This window comes from Streptacidiphilus melanogenes, assembly GCF_000787835.1.
GTDB classification, from domain to species: Bacteria; Actinomycetota; Actinomycetes; order Streptomycetales; family Streptomycetaceae; genus Streptacidiphilus; species Streptacidiphilus melanogenes.
In genome coordinates this window covers 43,819-62,748 of the sequence record NZ_BBPP01000026.1, presented here as the reverse complement: position 1 = coordinate 62,748, position 18,930 = coordinate 43,819, and the positions used below count along the sequence as shown (strand labels likewise).

Genomic DNA, 18,930 nt, shown 5'->3' with positions numbered 1-18,930 from the left:
CAAGGCGGAGGCCGACGCCGTCCGGGAGGCCAACGACGCCCTCTACGCCGCACTCGAGGCGGGCGACCTGGACGCGCTGACGGACGTCTGGGTCTCCGGCGCGGACGCGGACGACGTCCACGGCGCCGTCTGCGTGCACCCGGGCTGGCCGGTGCTGCGCGGCCGGGCCTCGGTGCTGCGCTCCTACGCGCTGATCATGGCGCACACGGACTACATCCAGTTCTTCCTCACCGACGTCGAAGTCGAGGTGCTGGGCGATGTGGCGCTGGTCACCTGCACCGAGAACATCCTCTCCGGCGGCGAGGCTGAGGAGGAGGGCCAGCTCGGTCCCCTGGTCGGGGGAAAGGTGGTCGCCACGAACCTGTTCCGACGGACGGGTGACGGTTGGCGGCTCTGGTCCCACCACGGTTCGCCGGTGCTGACCGGCGGTGACGACGAGGAAGAGTGATCTTTTCGGGCACATCCGGTGAAGGTCCGGGCGCCTGGGAATCAAAAGGGTGCCCTGCGGGATTGTCGGTATTGCAAGGTAGCTTGGTGCTCGTAGGCAACGATGCCTGCGCCGCTCCCGCGTGCGTCCTCCCCGGTGCGCCGTACCGGTACGCAGATGGAGAGCCGGACCTCAGGGAGTGTTCGCAACATGCTCGACCGAATCGCGATCAAGGGCCTGCGCGCCCGCGGTCACCACGGCGTCTTCCCGCGCGAGCGTGAGCTCGGCCAGACGTTCGTGGTCGACGTGGTGCTCGGCCTGGACACGCGCCCTGCCGCCTCCGGCGACGACCTGGAGGCGACGGCCCACTACGGCGTCATCGCCGAAGAGGTCGTGGGCATCGTCACCGGCGATCCGGTCGATCTCATCGAGACGCTCGCACAGCGCATCGCCGACCAGTGCCTCACCCACGCCGCCGTGCGGGAGGTGGAGGTCACCGTGCACAAGCCGGACGCGCCGATCACCGTCCCGTTCGACGACGTCACCATCACTATCGTTCGGAGTCGCGGATGAGCCCCATGTCTCCCGATCCCATCGCCACGCCGGTCCCGTCCGAGATCAAGGACACCGTCGACTCGGCCGACACCACCCTGCACAACCCCCGCCGCGCGGTGATCGCCCTCGGCAGCAACCTGGGCAACCGCCTGGAGACCCTCCAGGGCGCGGTCGACGCGCTCGAGGACACCCCCGGCGTACGGGTCAAGGCCGTCTCCGCCGTCTTCGAGACGGACGGCGTCGGCGGCCCGGAGGACCAGCCGGCCTACCTCAACGCGGTGCTGGTCCTGAAGACCACCCTGCCGCCGCAGTCGCTGCTGGAACGCGCCAACGCCATCGAGGACGCCTTCGGTCGCGTCCGCGAGGTCCGCTGGGGCCCGCGCACCCTGGATGTCGACATCGTCGCCTACGAGGGCGTCGAGCAGGACGTCTCCGAGCTGATCCTGCCGCACCCGCGGGCCCACGAACGCGGCTTCGTGCTCGCGCCCTGGAACGACGCGGACCCGGACGCCGAGCTGCCCGGCCACGGCAAGGTCGGCGAGTTGCTCGCCTCCGTCGGCGAGGAGGGCGTCCGCCGCCGCGAGGATCTCACCCTGCTGCTGCCGCGCTGACCGGCGCCGCCGGCCCGCGGCGGGCGGGCCGAGCACTGACCCCCGGTCATCGCCCCCGCCGGGTACGGTGGAGCAGATCCTGCTTGGAGGGACTGCTGTGAAGCCGCTTCGCCCGCTCGTGCTGGCCGTGACCACGCTCGTCGCCGGGGTGCTGTCCTGGGCGGGCGCCCGGCTGTGGAACTCGGTCGGTTCGCTGCCCGGCGTGCCGGCCGCCGCGCCGATCGTGCTCGCGGTGATCGCCGTGGTGCTGGCCGCCGCGGCGATCACGCTGCGCGGACGGCTGCGGGCCCAGCGCGAACGCGAGGCCGGGGCCAAGGGCGTCGACCCGCTCTTCGCCGCGCGGGCGCTGGTGCTGGGCCAGGCCAGCGCCCTGGTCGCGGCGCTGGTCACGGGCGTCTACGGCGGCATGGGCGTCTTCCTGATCACCGTGTCCGGTGCCTCCCCGGCCCGTCAGGGCCAGGCGCTGACGGCGCTGTTCGCCGTGATCGCCGGCATCGCCGTGATGGCCGCCGGGCTGTGGCTGCAGCGCATCTGCCGCCTGCCGGACGACGACGACCAGAACCGCGAGCACGCGACGCAGCGGCGCTGACGCGGGTCCGCCCAACGCCGGTTTCCGGACACGCGATTGAACGTGTCCGGCAATTTCTTCGGCCTGTCAAGAGTGTCTTTGGCCCCCCGCCTGACATAAGTCGGACGATCACGCTAGATTTCTGGCCATGTCTCGTGGTCGCCACCGTCAAGCTTCGCGCCTCGGCCGGGCGCTTCCGTCGATCGCCTGTACGGTCCTGGCGTTCGCCGCCTTCGCGGCCGCGCTGCTGACCAGCAGTCTCGACGTCCTGCGCATCCTGGTGGCGGCAGTCTGCGTCGGCGCGTGCGCCGCCGCAGTGCTGCTGCGGCAGCGGGAGAGCGCGGCCCAGGCCGATCTCGACACCGAGAGGTCGGCGCGGATCCGCGACGAGGCCCGCTTCGAGGAGCGCGTCGCCGAGCTCGAGTACCAGTCCGAGGTCGCCGAGGAACAGGTCAAGCGCCTGGAGCGGCGCGTGCTCGCCCAGCGTAGCCAGCTCGCCCACGCCGAGGCGGCTCATGCGCAACTGCTGCGCGACCGCGCCCGCGTGGCCGCCGAGCAGGCGGTGCGCGACGCGGAGTCGACCCGGGCCCTCGAAGCCGCGAAGCGCGGCGTCCGGGCGACCCCGGCCGCGTACCTCAAGGCCGCGAACGCGCTGCGCTGGCTCGAGCGCCAGGCCGAGCAGTCGGAGTCCAGCCGTACGCCGGCCCTGCGTCAGCCCGCCCTCCCGGCGACGGTCGCGCCCGCGAAGAGCGCGGAGACTTCGGTGGCCGCGAGGAAGGCGAAGGACGAGCGCCCCGCCGAGCAGCTGGAGCCGACGGTCTCGCCGAAGCCGAGCACCGGTCAGAACGCGTCGGAGTCCGGGTCGTTCTTCACCAAGAGCAAGCCGGCCGCCGCCGCGGAGCAGCCGGAGAAGCCCGAGAAGCCCCAGAAGCCGGAGAAGTCCCAGCCGTCGGCCGCGGTCGCCACGTCGGCCCCGCGCGAGCGCGGGCTGGTCGCGCCCTACATGCAGCCCTCCGCGCAGCCGCAGGCCGCGCAGACCCCGACGCGGGCCCCGGCCTGGGCCCGTGCCGCGCTCCCGCCGCTGCGGCCGGCCGCAGCGGTCCCCCCGCAGTCGGCGCTGCCGCGCCAGGGCGGCACGCCCTCAGGCGCGTTCAACTTCTTCTCCCGCCAGGAGGCGGCGATCGGCAGCAAGCTCGGCGCTCCGGCCGAGCAGGACGCCGCCGACGTCATCGGCGAGGAGGCGGCCGCCGCCCAGGCCCGCTACGTCGCCGCGCCCGAGGCCCCCTCGGTCCTCCCGACGCACGCGCACGAGCGCACCGAGCACGCGATCGTCGACCTCACGGCCGAGGACGAGACCGAGCCCATCGACGTGCGGGCCATCCGCGCCGTCTAGTTGCCACACCTACCTCAGCGGAGCCCCGCGCCCCTGGACAGTGCAACCGGCCCTTGGTGAAGAGTGCGGCTACTTGTCGACGTCTCCGACGACGAAGAACATCGAGCCCAGGATCGCCACCATGTCCGGGACCAGCGTGCCCGGCAGGACCTCGCTGAGGATCTGGAGGTTGTTGAAGGACGCGGAGCGGAGCTTCAGGCGCCAGGGGGTCTTGTCGCCGCGGGAGACCAGGTAGTAGCCGTTGATGCCCAGCGGGTTCTCCGTCCAGGCGTAGGTCGCACCCTCGGGGGCCTTGAGGACCTTGGGGAGGCGCAGGTTCACGGGCCCCTGCGGGAGCTCCGCGATGCGGGTGAGGCAGGCGTCGGCGAGGTCCAGGCTGTTGTGCAGCTGGTCGAGGAGGATCTCGAAGCGGGCCAGGCAGTCGCCGCTCTGACGGACCGGGACCTTGAGGACGTCCGCCAGCTCGCCGTAGGCGAGGTACGGCTCGTCGCGGCGGAGGTCGAAGTCGACGCCCGAGCCGCGGGCGATCGGGCCGCTCACGCCGTAGGCGTGGACCAGCTCGGGGGAGAGCACGCCGACTCCGGCCGTGCGCGCGCGGAAGATCTCGTTGCCGAGGACCAGGCGGTCGAAGACGTCCATCCGCGACCGGACCGCCGCGACCGCGCCGCGGACGCGGCCGTACCAGCCGGCCGGGAGGTCCTCCTTCAGGCCGCCGACGCGGTTGAACATGTAGTGCATGCGCCCGCCGGAGGCCTCCTCCAGGACGGACTGGAGGCGCTCGCGCTCGTCGAAGGCGTGGAAGATCGGGGTGATCCCGCCCAGTTCCAGGGGGTAGGAGCCGAGGAACATCAGGTGGTTCAGCACCCGGTTCAGCTCGGCCAGCAGCGTCCGCGTCCAGGTGGCGCGGACCGGGACCTCCATGCCGAGCATGCGCTCGACGGCCAGGACGACGCCGAGCTCGTTGGCGAAGGCGGAGAGCCAGTCGTGCCGGTTGGCCAGCATGATGATCTGGCGGTAGTCGCGCGCCTCGAAGAGCTTCTCCGCGCCGCGGTGCATGTAGCCGATGATCGGTTCGGCCTCGCCGATCCGCTCGCCGTCCAGGCGCAGCCGTAGCCGGAGCACACCGTGGGTGCTGGGGTGCTGCGGCCCGATGTTCAGCACCATGTCGCTGGTGCCCAGCTCCGTGCCGCTGCCCGCCAGGCCCGCGCCTGCGCCGATGCCGACCGTCGTCTCCGTCATGACACCAGAGTCTGCCATCCTCCGGCAGGCCCGCCGTCGCCCATGTCCGCAGCTTGGATGCCAACCGTCTGCACGCCCCACAGGAAGGAGCCGAGGCCTCCGGTCGCGGTCAGCTCGGCGGCCTCCCCTGCGGACGCCAGGGCGCGCAGGTATGCGGACGGGTCGCTCGACGCCAGCGCGAGCGGGGGCCGCGCGCCGTTCACGCCCAGCGCGTGCAGCGCGGCGCGCTGCGTCGTCCACAGGCTGTGGGTGACGCGCGGGTTCGCCCGCGCGGCCGCGTCGAGGCAGGCGTCGAGGGCGACATGCGCGGTCAGGTCGCAGGAGCCGTCCGGGACGGGTTCGACCTGGCGGCCGTCCCGGTAGCCGGTGAGTGTGCCGAACGGCGGCCGGTCCGCGCGGGTGTGCGCGTAGTCGACGGCGACCGCGAGTCCGCGTCCGACCGCGCCGACCGCCTCCGCCCACGCCTGGTCCCGCCACCGGCCGAGCTCCGCACGCTCCACGGACGGGGTGTCGGACGTGGGGTCGGTCCGCGCGCCCGACGAGGCCCCGTCCGGCCCGGCGGAGAACCAGTCCCGCAGCCACGCGGCGTCCGCCGCGTCCAGCGGACCGCCCGGCCGCTCCGCCCCCGTCGCCGGATCGACCAGCACGTAGCGCGGGACGCCGTCCTCGTCGGCCTCGGCAACCTCGCACGGGATGTTGTCCAGCCACTCGTTGGCGAAGAGCAGCCCCGTCGGGATTGGTTCGATCCGGTCCGTCCAGGTGATCCAGGCGGGCAGCCCCTGTGGACGCGCGGCCCGTTCCACGGCGACCAGCCGCAACCGGTCGGCCAGCTCCGGGTCGGCCGCGCGGGCCTGCGCGCCGAGCGCGAGCAGCAACTCGCCGCGGCCCGCCCCGACGTCGCAGACGGTCAGCTGCTCCGGACGGTCCAGCGCCTCGTCCACCCACCGGGTCAACCGCAGCACCGCCTGGGCGAACAGCGGCGAGGCGTGGACGGAGGTGCGGAAGTGCGCGGCGGGTCCGGTCTCTTCGTTCACGAAGAACCCCTGCGGGCCGTACAGGGCCCGCTCCATGGCCGCGCGCCAGGGCAGATGGCTCATGCGTCCAAGCCTCCCAGCGGTCCCGGCCCCCGATCCAGTCGGCCGATCGGCCGGGGCCGGTCTACGCTGGAACGATTGCCGCCGGCAACCAACTCCGACTTCCGGAGGATGCCGGAGTCACCCCGGCGACGGAGGGCGCGGCTTTGCGCGCTGCCTAACCTGGAAGCGTGCAATTCCTCTACAGCTGGTTCCGCAGCCACCCGATGGTGTCCGACACCGTGTGGGCCGTGCTGCTGTTCCTGCTGTCGATGCCCGAGGCGATCTCGCAGGACAGCCTGGGACAGGTGCTGCTCGCGCTCGCGCTCTGCACCCTCGTGGCGATCCGCCGGCGGCATCCGAACTTCGCGCTGTGGGCGGCGGCCGCCGTGGCCTTCGTGCAGCTTGCCTACGGCCGCAACATCCACGCCTCCGACCTGGCGCTGCTCGTCCTCGGCTACGGCGCGGCCGCCTTCGGCAAGCCGTGGACCGCGCGGGCAGCGCTCGCACTCGGCTTCGTCTCCGGGCCGCTGGCCTTCGTCGCGTTCGGCGACACCTCGCTGAACCGGCCCCAGGACATCGTCTTCTCGCTGGTCGCCTCCACGCCGTTCGTGCTCGCCTGGCTGCTCGGCCGGTTCACCAGCATCCGCCGCGCCTACTACCTGGAGCTCGAGGACCGGGCCGCCCGGCTGGAGCGCGAGCGCGACGCCCAGTCCAAGGTGGCCGTCGCCGCCGAGCGCGCCCGCATCGCCCGCGAGCTGCACGACGTCGTCGCCCACAACGTCTCGGTGATGATCGTCCAGGCCGACGGCGCCTCGTACGTCATGGACACCTCCCCGGAGCAGGCCAAGGAGGCGCTCGGCACCATCGCCGCCACCGGCCGCCAGGCGCTCGCGGAGATGCGCCGCCTGCTGGGCCTGCTGCGCAGCGAGGAGTCCACCGGCGAGTACGTGCCGCAGCCCGGCGTCGAGCAGCTGCCGGACCTGCTGGAGCAGGTCCGCAGCGCGGGGCTGCCGGTCGCGTTCACGGTCGAGGGGGAGCCCCGCCCGCTGCCGCGCGGCGTGGAGCTGACGGCGTATCGCATCGTCCAGGAGGCGCTCACCAACGCCCGCAAGCACGGCGGCCCCGCCGCCAGCGCGACGGTGCGGATCCGCTTCCAGGACAGCGACCTCGCCATGGTCATCGAGGACGACGGCCGCGGCGCCAGCGCCGAGCTCGTCCACGCCGGAGGTGAGGACGGCTTCGGGCATGGTCTGATCGGGATGCGCGAGCGTGTCGGCATGGTCGGCGGCAGCCTCGACGCGGGCCCGCGCGTCGGCGGCGGCTTCCGCATCGAGGCCGTGCTGCCGCTCGGCTCCGCCCGTTAGCGGACCGCAGGACAGAGCACCGAGAACAGAGCACCCAGAACAGAGGGAGAGCCCGCGTGACCGTCCGGATCATGCTCGTCGACGACCAGGAGCTGCTGCGCACCGGCTTCCGCATGGTGCTGCAGTCCCAGCCCGACATCGAGATCGTCGCCGAGGCCGGCGACGGCGCCCAGGCGCTGGAGGTCCTCTCCGCCGTCGAGGTCGACGTGGTCCTCATGGACGTGCGGATGCCGCGCCTCGACGGCGTCGAGGCCACCCGCCGTATCTGCGACCCGGCGACGGAACTCGCCTCGCGGCCCAAGGTGCTCATCCTGACCACCTTCGACCTGGACGAGTACGCCTTCTCCGCGCTCAAGGCGGGCGCGAGCGGCTTCCTGCTCAAGGACGTCCCGCCGGTCGAGCTCGTCGCGGCGATCCGCGCGGTCGACAGCGGCGAGGCCGTCGTCGCGCCGACGACGACCCGCCGCATGATCGACCGCTTCACGACCGTGCTGCCCGCCGCGGCCGAGCCCAAGCTGACGCCGGAGCTGGAGCGGCTGACCGAGCGCGAGCGCGAGGTGCTGCTGCTGGTCGCGCAGGGCCTGTCCAACGGCGAGATCGCCGAGCGCCTGGGTCTGTCCGAGGCCACCGTCAAGACGCACGTCGGCCGCATCCTCACCAAGCTGGACCTGCGCGACCGGGTCCAGGCCGTGGTCCTCGCCTACGAGACCGGCCTGGTCCGCGCGTCCCGCTGAGCCCCCGTTCGGCCCGGCCTAGCGGAGCATCTTCAGGAACTGCCCCAGCGCGTCCTCGATGTCCTGCGGGGACCACTCCAGCGCCGGCCCGGCGACGGTGATCTCCGTGAAGGACATGCCCGGCACCGCCGTCGCCCGCCAGCCCCGGAACAACGCCCTCCCGGTCTCCTCGGCCTGACGCAGCGTCGTCTCGTTCAGCGTGTCGGCGGCGTACGGGAGCAGGTACTGGAACTGGTGCGTCTGCGGCACGCCCGGGTTGACCCGGCTGCCCGGCACCGCGGCCAGCGCCTTCGCCACCACCTTGGCGTGCTTGACGTACTCGGGCAGCCGCGGCAGCTCCCGCTCCAGCCCGACGAGTGCGGAGAGCACGGCCGGCCACTGCTGGTACAGCTGGCCCCCGTAGCGGTGGCGCCACGCCTTGGCCTGCGCCACGAACTCCTCCGGCCCGGCGAGCGCGGCGCCGCTGACGCCGCCGAGGGTCTTGTAGAAGGACACGTACACGGAGTCCGCCAGCTCCGCGATCTCCGGCAGGGTGCGCCCGAAGTGAGGCGTCGTCTCCCACAGCCGCGCGCCGTCGAAGTGCACGACGGCGTCCCGCTCGCGGGCCGCCTCGACGGTGGCCGTCAGCTCCTCCCAGCTCGGCAGCACGAAGCCGGCGTCGCGCAGCGGCAGCTCCAGCATCAGCGTGCCGAAGGGCTCGTCGCAGTCGGCGACCTCGTCGGCGTTCGGCAGCCGCGGCTCGCGCGTCGGCCAGACGCTGCGCAGGCCCGTCAGCTGGGCGTAGGCCTGCCGCTCGTGCACCTCGGGGTGGGCGAGCGGATGCATCGCGACGAGCTGGTTCCCGGTTCGCTCGGCCCAGCAGCGCAGCGCGACCTGCTGCGCCATCGTCCCGGTCGGGAAGAACGCGGCGGCCTCCATGCCGAGCAGCTCGGCGACCCGGTCCTCCAGCGCGGCGACGATCCCGTCGCCGTAGAGGTCCGTCCGCCCGTCGAGGTCGTACGCGGCCCGGCCCGCCTCACCGGACAGCTCCGCCAGCCACTCGCCCAGACTGAGCGGGCGCGCACCGGACAGCAGCCGCTCCGCCCCGCGCACCGCCGCGAAGCGGCGCTCGGCGCCGTCCACGGGGGGCTCGGCCGACGGGGGCACGGACGCGGAGGAGTGTTCGTTTGCCATGACGTCAGCCTCCCAGACCAGGGCCCGTACGTCGCCGGACGTGCGCTCCCCGACCGGGCGACATGACGTAGCATCCGCAAGGCCCGTCCCTCTCTCGTCCGCTCTCGTCCGCTTCGCCCACGGCTTGATCTGTTCAGGAGCAGCCACCTTGTCCCAAGCCCTCGCCAAGCTGGTGCTGTCCCCGATGACGCGGGCGGTGTACCGCCCGGTCGTGCTCGGCCGCGAGAACGTCCCGAGGACCGGCCCGGTCATCATCGCCAGCAACCACCTCGCCGCGATCGACAGCGCGGTCATCCCGCTGGTCGCGCCGCGCCCCGTGGCGTTCCTGGCGAAGGCGGAGTACTTCACCGGCACGGGCGTCAAGGGCAGGGCGAACAAGATCTTCTTCTCCTCCATGGGCTCCATTCCGGTCGAACGCGGCACCCACCGCGCGGCGCAGGCCGCGTTGGACGCGGGCCTCGCGGTCCTCCAGGAGGGCGGCGCCTTCGGCATCTACCCGGAGGGCACGCGCTCGCGCGACGGCCGGCTGTACAAGGGCCGCACGGGCGTCGCCTGGCTCGCACTCGCCTCCGGCGCCCCCGTCGTCCCGGTCGCCCTGACGGGCACGGAGCGGATCCAGCCGGTCGGCAAGCTGATGCCCCGGCTGCGCCGGATCACGGTGCAGTTCGGCAAGCCGCTGGACTTCTCCGACCGCATCGGCATCACGCCGGTGGGGCCGGTCCGCAGGGCGATCACGGACGAGATCATGCAGGCGATCCACGCGATGAGCGCCCAGCCTCTGGCCGACGCCTACAACGAGCCTCCGAAGGAGGCTTCCTAGCCGGGGGTGCGGCTCCGCTGATCTGCGGCTCTGCCGCGCGGGCGCGACACGGCCCCCGGTGCGGTCAGATCCCGGTGCGGTCAGATCCCGAGCGAGCAGGGCCACCCGCCTCGGTCGGTCTCTCGTGCCCCTGGCCGGAGAGTGGCTGGGGCCACAGCGAGTGCTCGGGCTTGCGCCGTAAACTGGCCGGGAACGTCTGGTACCTGCGTAGGACTGGAACGGAAACCGCACCATGGACGACCTCGGGCTGCCCGCCTTCGGCGATCCCGACCCCACCGCGCCCGACAACCGGCCCGGGCGACTCGCCGTAGGCGTCGTCGGCACCGGCCGCGTCGGCCCGGCCCTCGGCGCGGCGCTGCAGTATGCCGGGCACAAGGTCGTCGCCGCCTCCGGCGTCTCCCTCGCGTCCCAGCGCAGAGCGAACGCGCTGCTGCCGGGCGTTCGGCTGGTCACCCCGCCCCAGGTGATGGCCGCCGCCGACCTCGTGCTGCTGACCGTTCCCGACGACGCGCTGGAGGACCTCGTCGCCGGTCTCGCCGCGACCGGCGCGGTGAGACCGGGGCAGATCCTCGTGCACACCTCCGGCGCGAAGGGCATCGCCGTGCTGGAGCCCGCCACCCGCGCGGGTGCGCTGCCGCTGGCCCTGCACCCGGCGATGACCTTCACCGGCACCTCCGTCGACGTCGCGCGCCTCGCGGGCTGCCCCTTCGGGGTGACCGCGCCGGAGGAGCTGCGGCCGGTGGCCGAGGCGCTGGTCGTGGAGATGGGCGGCGAGCCCGAGTGGATCCCCGAGGATCGGCGGCCGCTCTACCACACGGCCCTTGCCCACGGCTCGAACCACCTGGTCACCCTGGTCGCGCAGGCGATGGAGCTGCTGTCGCGCGCAGGGGTCGCCGAGCCAGGGCAGATGCTGGGCCCGCTGCTCGGCGCGGCCCTCGACAACACGCTGCGGGCGGGGGACCTGGCCCTGACCGGGCCCGTCGCCCGGGGGGACGCGGGCACCGTCCGCACCCACATCGAGCAGCTGCGCGGCACCACGCCGCAGCTGCTGGAGGCCTACCGGGCCATGGCCCGGGCCACCGCGGACCGCGCGCTGGCCAACGGAACACTGAAGCCCGAGGCCGCCGAGGCCCTGCTGGACGCCCTCGCCGAGGAGAACAACCGATGACCGTCCTGGTGCACACCAAGCGCGAGCTCGAGGCCCAGCGCGGCGGCGGCGCGACGGGCCCGCGCGCCGTCGTGATGACGATGGGCGCCCTGCACGAGGGGCACGCGGCCCTGATCCGCGCCGCGCGCGAGCGCGCCGGGGCCGAAGGCACGGTCGTCGTCACCGTCTTCGTCAACCCGCTCCAGTTCGGTGCGGGCGAGGACCTGGACCGCTACCCGCGCACCCTGGACGCTGACCTGATGCTGGCCAGCGAGGCCGGCGCCGACGTGGTCTTCGCGCCGGGCGTGGACGAGGTCTACCCCGGCGGCGAGCCGCAGGTCCGGCTGTCCGCCGGGCCGATGGGCCGCGGCTACGAGGGCGCCTCGCGCCCCGGCCACTTCGACGGCATGCTGACCGTCGTCGCCAAGCTGCTCCACCTCACCTCGCCCGACGTGGCGTTCTTCGGTGAGAAGGACGGCCAGCAGCTGGCGCTGATCCGGCGCATGGTCGCCGACCTGAACTTCCCGGTGGAGATCGCGGGCGTGCCGACCGTCCGCGAGGCGGACGGGCTGGCGCTGTCCAGCCGCAACCGCTTCCTGACCGCCGAGGAGCGGGAGCGCGCACTCGCGCTCTCCCGCGCGCTGTTCGCCGGGCGTGACGCCCGCGCGGCCGGCGCGGCCCCGTCGGCGGTGAAGAAGGCGGCTTCAGCGGTCCTCGAGGGGGCGGGAAGCACCATCGCTCTCGACTACCTCGGCCTGATCGACCCGTCCGACTTCACCGAGATCGACCGGGAGGACTTCACCGGCGAGGCGGTTCTGGCCGTCGCCGCCAAGGTGGGGGCCACCCGCCTCATCGACAACGTCCGCGTCCGGTTCTGACGGCCCTCGTCAGCGCCCCCGGCATGTACTTCCCCACAGGAGACGTGACCACGCCATGATCCGCACGATGCTCAAGTCCAAGATCCACCGCGCCACCGTCACCCAGGCCGACCTGCACTACGTCGGCTCGGTCACCGTGGACGAGGACCTGCTCGACGCCGCCGACCTGCTGCCCGGCGAGCTGGTCCACATCGTCGACATCGACAACGGCGCGCGCCTGGAGACCTACACCATCGCCGGGGAGCGCGGCACCGGCGTGATCGGCATCAACGGCGCGGCGGCCCGCCTGGTCCACCCCGGTGACCTGGTCATCCTCATCGCCTACGGTCAGATGGAGGACGCCGAGGCCCGCGCCTACGAGCCGCGTATCGTCTTCGTCGACCGCGACAACCGGATCACCCACACCGGTGCGGACGCCGCCGCTGCTCCAGAGGGCAGCGGCCTGACGCGGGGAGACGCGATCGTCGCCGCCCCCGCCCTCGCAGTACGGAGTCACGAATGAGCAGCACGGCCTTTGTGCCCAGCCCCTCGGTGCGCAGACTCGCAGCCCCCGCGCCGGGTTGGACGAAGACGACCGACGTGGTCGTCGTCGGCTCCGGCGTGGCCGGGCTCACCACGGCCCTGCGCGTGCGCGAGGCGGGCCTGCGCGTGCTGGTCGTCACCAAGGCCATGCTCGACGACGGCTCGACCCGCTGGGCGCAGGGCGGCATCGCCGCCGCGCTCGGCGACGGCGACACCCCCGAGCAGCACCTGTCGGACACCCTCGTCGCGGGTGCGGGCCTGTGCGACGAGGACGCGGTGCGGATGCTGGTCACCGAGGGCCCCGGCGCGGTGCGCCGCCTGATCGCCACCGGCGCGGCCTTCGACCGCGACGACGAGGGCGAGATCCTGCTCACCCGGGAGGGCGGCCACCACCGTCGCCGCATCGCCCACGCGGGCGGCGACGCGACCGGTGCGGAGATATCGCGCGCCCTGGTCGAGGCCGTCCGCACCGACGACGACCTCGAACTGATCGAGCACGCCCTGGTGCTGGACCTGCTGACGGACGCGAAGGGCCGCACGGCGGGCCTGACCCTGCACGTCATGGGTGAGGGCCAGCGCGACGGCGTCGGCGCGGTCCACGCCCGGGCGGTCGTCCTCGCGACGGGCGGCCTCGGTCAGGTCTTCTCCGCCACCACCAACCCGGCCGTCTCCACCGGAGACGGCGTTGCCCTGGCGCTGCGCGCGGGCGCGGAGGTCGCGGACCTGGAGTTCGTGCAGTTCCACCCGACGGTGCTGTGGCTCGGCCCGGACGCGGAGGGCCAGCAGCCGCTGATCTCCGAGGCGGTCCGCGGTGAGGGCGCGCACCTGGTCGACGCGGACGGCGTCCGCTTCATGGTCGGGCAGCACGAGCTCGCGGAGCTCGCCCCGCGCGACATCGTCGCCAAGGGCATCATGCGCCGCATGCACGAGACCGGCGCGGAGCACATGTTCCTCGACGGCCGCCACTTCGGCGCGCAGATGTGGGAGGAGCGCTTCCCCACCATCCTCGCCTCCTGCCGCTCCCACGGCATCGACCCGGTCACCGAGCTGATCCCGGTCGCCCCCGCCGCGCACTACGCCTCCGGCGGCGTGCGTACCGACCTGCGCGGCCACACCTCGGTCTCCGGCCTCTACGCCTGCGGCGAGGCCGCGTGCACCGGCGTCCACGGCGCGAACCGTCTGGCGTCGAACTCGCTGCTGGAGGGCCTGGTCTTCGCGGAGCGGATCGCGGCGGACATCATCGAGCGGGACCGTCTCGGCAAGCTCGCCCCGCGCCACGAGGACACGACCCGTCCGGTGGAGGTCGTCCCGCTGCTGGCCGCGGAGTCGCGCGCCGAGATCCAGCGGGTCATGACGCGCGGCGTCGGCGTGCTGCGGTCCGCGGACAGCATGGCCGCGGCGGTCGAGGGCCTGGCCGCTCTCGCGGAGCCGGACGCGGACCCCGACAAGTCCGAGTTCCCGCAGGTGGAGACCTGGGAGGCCACCAACCTCCACCTGGTCGCCTCCGCCTTGTCGGCTGCCGCCTTGTTGAGGGAGGAGACCCGCGGCTGCCACTGGCGCGAGGACTTCCCCGACCGGGACGACGTGAACTGGCAGAGGCACCTGACCACGACGCTCGTCGCAGGACGTCTCCACGTGGGATGAGATATCAGGGGCGCGGGGAACTGCGCGAGCAGCCACCGGAGTACGGATGGCCCTGCTCGTTCGGCGAATCCGCGCCCTGGCTGGCTGCTCGCGCAGTTCCTCGCGCCCCTAAATAGTGCAACTCCCCTTCTCCACAAAGGATTTCCCCAGTGTCCACGCACGAAGACCTCCCCCTGATCGAAGACGGCTGCGGCGACGACTGCGCCTGCGGCGAGTACGAGACCGCTCTCGACCCCGCGCTCGCGGCCCTGCTGGAGGACGCGGGGCTGGACCCGGTCGAGGTCGAGGACATCGCGACCCTGGCCCTGGCCGAGGACCTCGCCGGTGGGGAGGACGTCACGTCCGTCGCCACCGTCCCGGCCGAGGCCGTCGCGACGGCCGACTTCGTCGCCCGGCAGGCGGGCGTGGTCGCCGGACTGCGGGTCGCGGAGGCGGTGCTCTCGCTCGTCGCCGAGGAGGAGTTCACCGTCGAGCGACACGTCGAGGACGGCGCGCAGGTCGAGGCCGGCACCGTGCTGCTGAGCGTCACCACCCGCACCCGCGACCTGCTCACGGCCGAGCGCTCCGCGCTCAACCTGCTGTGCCACCTGTCCGGCATCGCCACCGCGACCCGCGCCTGGGCGGACGCCCTCGCCGGCACCGGCGCCGTCGTCCGCGACACCCGCAAGACCACGCCGGGCCTGCGCGCGCTGCAGAAGTACGCGGTGCGCTGCGGCGGCGGGGCGAACCACCGCATGGCGCTGTCGGACGCGGCGCTGGTCAAGGACAACCACGTGGTGGCCGCCGGCGGCGTCGCGGAGGCGTTCAAGGCCGTCCGCGCGGCCTACCCGGACCTTCCGGTCGAGGTCGAGGTGGACACCCTCGCGCAGATCGCGCCCGTGCTGGAGGCCGGCGCGGACCTGATCCTGCTCGACAACTTCAGCGTGGCGGAGCTGCGCGAGGCCGTCGCGCTGGTCGCGGGTCGGGCGAAGCTCGAGTCGTCCGGCGGGCTGACCCTCGACACTGCCCGCGCCGTGGGCGAGACCGGCGTCGACTACCTCGCCGTCGGCGCTCTCACGCACTCCTCGCCGATTCTCGACATCGGCCTCGACCTGCGCGGTTAGTCACCCCCTTCCCACGAGAAAGCGCGCCCATGCTGCTCACGATCGACGTCGGCAACACCCAGACGGTCCTCGGCATCTTCGACGGCGAGGAGATCGTCGAGCACTGGCGCGTCTCCACGGACCCGCGTCGGACCGCCGACGAGCTCGCGGTGCTGATGCAGGGGCTCATGGGCGCGCATCCGGTGCTGAAGAACGAGGGTGTGGACGGGCTGGCGATCTGCTGCACCGTCCCCACCGTCCTGCACGAGCTGCGCGAGGTGACCCGGCGTTACTACGGCGACGTCCCGGCGGTCCTGGTCGAGCCGGGGGTGAAGACCGGGGTGCACGTGCTGACCGACAACCCCAAGGAGGTCGGCACCGACCGGATCGTCAACACGCTGGCGGCCAAGCACCTCTACGGCGGTCCGTGCATCGTGGTGGACTTCGGCACCGCGACGAGCTTCGACGCGATCAACGAGCGCGGCGACTTCGTCGGCGGCGCGATCGCGCCGGGCATCGAGATCTCCGTCGAGGCGCTGGGCGTGCGCGGCGCGATGCTGCGGAAGATCGAGGTGGCCCGACCGCGCAGCGTGATCGGCAAGAACACCGTAGAGGCGATGCAGTCCGGCGTGCTGTTCGGCTTTGCCGGGCAGGTGGACGGCATCGTCAACCGCATGGCCGCCGAGCTGGCGGAGAACCCGGACGACGTCCAGGTGATCGCGACGGGCGGTCTGGCGCCGCTGGTGCTGGGCGAGGCGACCAGCATCGACGTCCACGAGCCGTGGCTGACGCTGATCGGTCTGCGTCTGGTCTACGAGCGCAACACAGCGTGACCTGAACCGCCCGCTGGGCCGAACGACTGTCAGTTTTCCGGAAGACCCGCCGACATGCGGCGGGTTCATCCGATTTTCCCTTTTCGTTACGTACAGTCGTCCCATGCCTACGCCTCACGGTTCGCGCGGCGGCATGGCCTTCAGCGCGGACGAGCTCCGGGTCCTTCGGCGGGCCCTGGCCCACGTGCTCAACCCCTCGGCCGCCACGGACAGCAGACCGGGCGGGACGGCCGCTCGTGCCGTCTGGGTCGAGGACGTCCAGGACGTGCTGCGTCTCTCCGAGGCGATCGAGGAGGCGGTTCTCGAAGGCGGCCGGATGCGCGCCTTCGCCCTCGCCGAACTGGTCCGCTACCGCACCGCCCTGCCCGGCAGTGCCTCGGGGTACCTGCAGCGCCTGGAGGAGGCCGTCGCCGACGGCTACCTTCCGGACTCCGACGACCTCTCCGCGCTGCGCGCGCTGAACGCCCTGCCCTGCGCCCAGGCCGAACACCGCCGCCGGACCCAGCTCCGCAAACGGTGCGCCGAGTTGGCGGAGGCGGGGGTGCGCCGCCGGCTCGACCTGCCGACCGTCCCGCCGCCCGCGCCCGCGCCCGCAGCCGCCGCCCCCGCGCCGACGGTGGTGGCGTTGGTGCCGCCGCGCGCCGCCCCGGCCCTGCGGGAGATCCCGCGGCCGCCGCGGATCGCGAGCGTGTCGATCGGCGGGAAGGTGGCGGACTTCGCCCGCGCCAACCGTCCGGTGAGGCTGCGCGAGCCGGGCTCGGTCGAGCACGGCCGCGTGGAGTCGTATCCCCTGCCCATCCGACGTGGAGGAACGAGCGACATGAGCAGCAGCAACGAGCACCCCGCCCCGGCCACGCCCCCGGCGCAGGGCAAGCCGAAGCCGAAGCCCGCGGCCGACCGCCCGGTCCGGCCGATCCCCACGCCGGGCGACATCTTCCCGCGCGGAGTGCGCCGCACCGGTGGTGAGGACGAGGAGCTGGCCACCGGTACAGGCTGATTGATCCGGTTTCAGGCAGGGCGGCGGGTATCCGGACGATAACGTTCGGGCCACCGCCCTGGTCTGCGTGTTTCCCCAGGTGCTTGGATCTTGCTCGTTTCACACCTCACGTACCTCTTCCTCACCGGGGAACCACAGATGTCCTTCGTTCGTGCGCGAGGGGCGGTCCGTTTCGGAGCCGTCGCCGCCGCCGTCCTCATGTCCGGCGGTCTGACCGCCCTTCCCGCCGCGGCGGCCGGAGGCAGCACCTTCGCCGCGATCGTCAGCACCGCCGACGCGACGCTGCTGCCGCAGACCGACGGCGCCGCGGCGCAGGCGTTCCACCAGGTCGACCTCGCGGTCATCGCCGAGGACGCGCCGCTGAGCGGGGTCGCCGTCGACGTCGACGCCAGTGGCGCGACCGGCGTCGTCGAGCTGTCCCTGCCCGTGGGCTGCAGCTACTCCGACGCCGCCAAGCTGCACGAGCACTGCGCTCTCGGCTCGGTGGAGTCGATCGGCCAGCTGGAGATCGGCATGCGCTCGGCGGCCGGCGCGGCGCTCGGCGCCAAGGGCACGGTGCGCTTCACGGTGACCGCCGCCAACGCCACCGTGGACAAGCACAACCCGCCGACCGTCACCACCGTCACCGTCGGATCCGGCCCGGACCTCGCCGTCGACGCGCTGCCCGCGACCGTGGGCGTGAAGCCCGGTCAGGCCACACCGGTGAACCCGGTCGTGCGGAACGTCGGCGACCAGGCCGCCACCGGGGGCGTCACGCTCGTCCTCGACACCGGGAGCGGCACCTACGACTTCGGCGGCGGCTTCGGCAACTGCTTCTACGGCGGCGCGGCCGCCGTGGTCTGCCACTTCGACACCGTGATCAAGCCGGGCCAGGCCTACCAGCTGTCCACCCCGGTTCCGTTGACCGCAGGTCAGCAGGCGCAGAGCGGTGACGCGCTGCTGTACGGCTGGGACGTCAAGGGCGGCGCCATCGACACCCAGCTCGGCGGCGGCACGCCCGGCAAGGGCGCCCCGCTGACCCTGGTGCCGGCCCCCGCGCAGCCGCAGGCGCACACGGCCGACATCAACTACGACAACAACCTCCGCATCTCCGAGCTGCACCTGGTCAGCCAGAACGACCTCGCCGCGGTGGCCCCGCACCGGATCACCGGCACCGTCGGGCACACCGTCGAGGCCACCTTCGGCGTCCGCAACGCGGGCAGCGTCCCGACGTCGGTCTTCCCCGGCACGAAGGACATCACCGCGGGCGTGATGGTGCTGCTGCCGAAGGGCGTCTCGGTCAGCGCACTGCCCAAGGACTGCGAGCTCCTCCCCGACACCCCGCCGTCCACCCAGCCGGGCGACGCGTCCGGCAGCCTCCAGGGCCTGCTGCCCCACGCCGGCTTCGGCGCGCACGCCGTCACCCGCGCGAGCGGCGCCGCGTCCGACCCGTCCGACCCGTACGGCGCGATCTACGCCTGCGCGGTGCGCCAGGTGCTGAAGCCCGGCGCGCAGGCCGGCTTCACCTTCGGCCTCAAGGCCACCAAGGCGCTGAAGCAGGCGCCCGGCCTGGCCGGCGTCGTGAGCGCGCAGCCGGACAACAACCCCGCCGACGACGTGGCCCCGTTCACGGTGACCGCCACCACGGTGACCGCCACCGCCACGCCCACCCCGGCCGGCTCCGCCCCGGCGTCGGCGTCCCCGACCACCTCTGCGACCGGCGGCCTCGCCCACACCGGTGGCGGCTCCGCCGCGCTCCCGCTGGCCGCGGCCGGCTTCGCCGCGGTCGCGCTCGGCACGGGCGCGGTGCTGCTGACGCGCCGTCGCCGCCGCAGCGGCCACGCATAGTCTTCCGACGACCGGCCTGACGACGACCGGCCTGACGACG

At 73.2% G+C, this 18,930-nt stretch carries 19 protein-coding genes; 16 read left to right on the top strand and 3 right to left on the bottom strand.

Annotated features, from left to right (window positions below; genetic code table 11):
• From TR49_RS24975 to TR49_RS24955, 5 genes are all read left to right on the top strand, one after another.
• Nucleotides 1-448 (top strand): nuclear transport factor 2 family protein (locus tag TR49_RS24975; protein ID WP_042385511.1); only part of this gene is annotated, 448 nt, incomplete at its 5' end.
• Between the two features lie 189 nt (nt 449-637).
• Entirely contained in the window at nt 638-1,000 is a 363-nt protein-coding gene (folB, locus tag TR49_RS24970) for a dihydroneopterin aldolase (RefSeq protein WP_042366196.1), read from the top strand.
• A gap of 5 nt (nt 1,001-1,005) precedes the next feature.
• Entirely contained in the window at nt 1,006-1,593 is a 588-nt protein-coding gene (gene folK, locus TR49_RS24965; RefSeq protein ID WP_042385507.1) for a 2-amino-4-hydroxy-6-hydroxymethyldihydropteridine diphosphokinase, read from the top strand.
• A gap of 97 nt (nt 1,594-1,690) precedes the next feature.
• Nucleotides 1,691-2,182 carry a DUF3180 domain-containing protein gene (locus tag TR49_RS24960; RefSeq protein WP_042385504.1) on the top strand — a complete coding sequence of 164 codons (492 nt, stop codon included), beginning with the start codon at nt 1,691-1,693 and terminating at the stop codon, nt 2,180-2,182.
• Nucleotides 2,183-2,309: 127 nt separating this feature from the next.
• Nucleotides 2,310-3,554, top strand: a complete 1,245-nt coding sequence (locus TR49_RS24955; RefSeq protein WP_042385501.1) for a hypothetical protein — start codon at nt 2,310-2,312, stop codon at nt 3,552-3,554.
• Nucleotides 3,555-3,623: 69 nt separating this feature from the next.
• On the opposite strand, the gene TR49_RS24950 is transcribed toward TR49_RS24955, so the two are convergent.
• The gene (locus TR49_RS24950; RefSeq protein ID WP_042385498.1) at nt 3,624-4,793 is read right to left on the bottom strand and encodes an NADH-quinone oxidoreductase subunit D; all 1,170 of its coding nucleotides are present in this window, start codon (nt 4,791-4,793) and stop codon (nt 3,624-3,626) included.
• On the bottom strand, nt 4,790-5,890 hold the full coding sequence (locus TR49_RS24945; protein WP_042385495.1) for an SAM-dependent methyltransferase: 1,101 nt from the start codon (nt 5,888-5,890) through the stop codon (nt 4,790-4,792). The genes TR49_RS24950 and TR49_RS24945 overlap by 4 nt, the downstream gene beginning before the upstream one ends.
• A gap of 167 nt (nt 5,891-6,057) precedes the next feature.
• Between TR49_RS24945 and TR49_RS24940 the strand changes: the two genes are divergently transcribed.
• Both TR49_RS24940 and TR49_RS24935 read left to right on the top strand, forming a co-directional pair.
• Nucleotides 6,058-7,233 carry a sensor histidine kinase gene (locus TR49_RS24940; RefSeq protein WP_042385491.1) on the top strand — a complete coding sequence of 392 codons (1,176 nt, stop codon included), beginning with the start codon at nt 6,058-6,060 and terminating at the stop codon, nt 7,231-7,233.
• Between the two features lie 56 nt (nt 7,234-7,289).
• On the top strand, nt 7,290-7,967 hold the full coding sequence (locus tag TR49_RS24935; RefSeq protein WP_042385488.1) for a response regulator: 678 nt from the start codon (nt 7,290-7,292) through the stop codon (nt 7,965-7,967).
• 18 nt (nt 7,968-7,985) lie between these two features.
• On the opposite strand, the gene TR49_RS24930 is transcribed toward TR49_RS24935, so the two are convergent.
• The gene (locus TR49_RS24930; protein WP_042385486.1) at nt 7,986-9,140 is read right to left on the bottom strand and encodes a threonine aldolase family protein; all 1,155 of its coding nucleotides are present in this window, start codon (nt 9,138-9,140) and stop codon (nt 7,986-7,988) included.
• Nucleotides 9,141-9,288: 148 nt separating this feature from the next.
• Between TR49_RS24930 and TR49_RS24925 the strand changes: the two genes are divergently transcribed.
• The 9 genes from TR49_RS24925 to TR49_RS24885 all read left to right on the top strand — a co-directional run bounded on the left by TR49_RS24925 (nt 9,289) and on the right by TR49_RS24885 (nt 18,890).
• Nucleotides 9,289-9,960: a lysophospholipid acyltransferase family protein gene (locus TR49_RS24925; RefSeq protein WP_236653515.1), complete on the top strand. Its 672-nt coding sequence runs from the start codon at nt 9,289-9,291 to the stop codon at nt 9,958-9,960.
• Between the two features lie 232 nt (nt 9,961-10,192).
• Nucleotides 10,193-11,128: a Rossmann-like and DUF2520 domain-containing protein gene (locus TR49_RS24920; RefSeq protein WP_042385484.1), complete on the top strand. Its 936-nt coding sequence runs from the start codon at nt 10,193-10,195 to the stop codon at nt 11,126-11,128.
• Complete coding sequence (gene panC / locus TR49_RS24915; protein WP_042385482.1) at nt 11,125-11,985, top strand: pantoate--beta-alanine ligase; 861 nt, start codon at nt 11,125-11,127, stop codon at nt 11,983-11,985. The genes TR49_RS24920 and panC overlap by 4 nt, the downstream gene beginning before the upstream one ends.
• Nucleotides 11,986-12,040: 55 nt before the next feature.
• Entirely contained in the window at nt 12,041-12,487 is a 447-nt protein-coding gene (panD, locus tag TR49_RS24910) for an aspartate 1-decarboxylase (RefSeq protein WP_042385479.1), read from the top strand.
• A complete protein-coding gene (locus TR49_RS24905; protein ID WP_042385475.1) occupies nt 12,484-14,151 on the top strand; it encodes an L-aspartate oxidase in 1,668 nt (555 codons plus the stop codon). Before panD ends, TR49_RS24905 begins: the two co-directional genes overlap by 4 nt.
• Before the next feature lie 149 nt (nt 14,152-14,300).
• Nucleotides 14,301-15,254 carry a carboxylating nicotinate-nucleotide diphosphorylase gene (gene nadC, locus TR49_RS24900; RefSeq protein WP_042385473.1) on the top strand — a complete coding sequence of 318 codons (954 nt, stop codon included), beginning with the start codon at nt 14,301-14,303 and terminating at the stop codon, nt 15,252-15,254.
• Nucleotides 15,255-15,283: 29 nt separating this feature from the next.
• Entirely contained in the window at nt 15,284-16,066 is a 783-nt protein-coding gene (locus tag TR49_RS24895; protein ID WP_042385470.1) for a type III pantothenate kinase, read from the top strand.
• Nucleotides 16,067-16,169: 103 nt separating this feature from the next.
• Nucleotides 16,170-17,063: a hypothetical protein gene (locus TR49_RS24890; protein ID WP_236653514.1), complete on the top strand. Its 894-nt coding sequence runs from the start codon at nt 16,170-16,172 to the stop codon at nt 17,061-17,063.
• A gap of 138 nt (nt 17,064-17,201) precedes the next feature.
• On the top strand, nt 17,202-18,890 hold the full coding sequence (locus tag TR49_RS24885) for an LPXTG cell wall anchor domain-containing protein (protein WP_042385464.1): 1,689 nt from the start codon (nt 17,202-17,204) through the stop codon (nt 18,888-18,890).
• Nucleotides 18,891-18,930 lie beyond the last annotated feature (40 nt).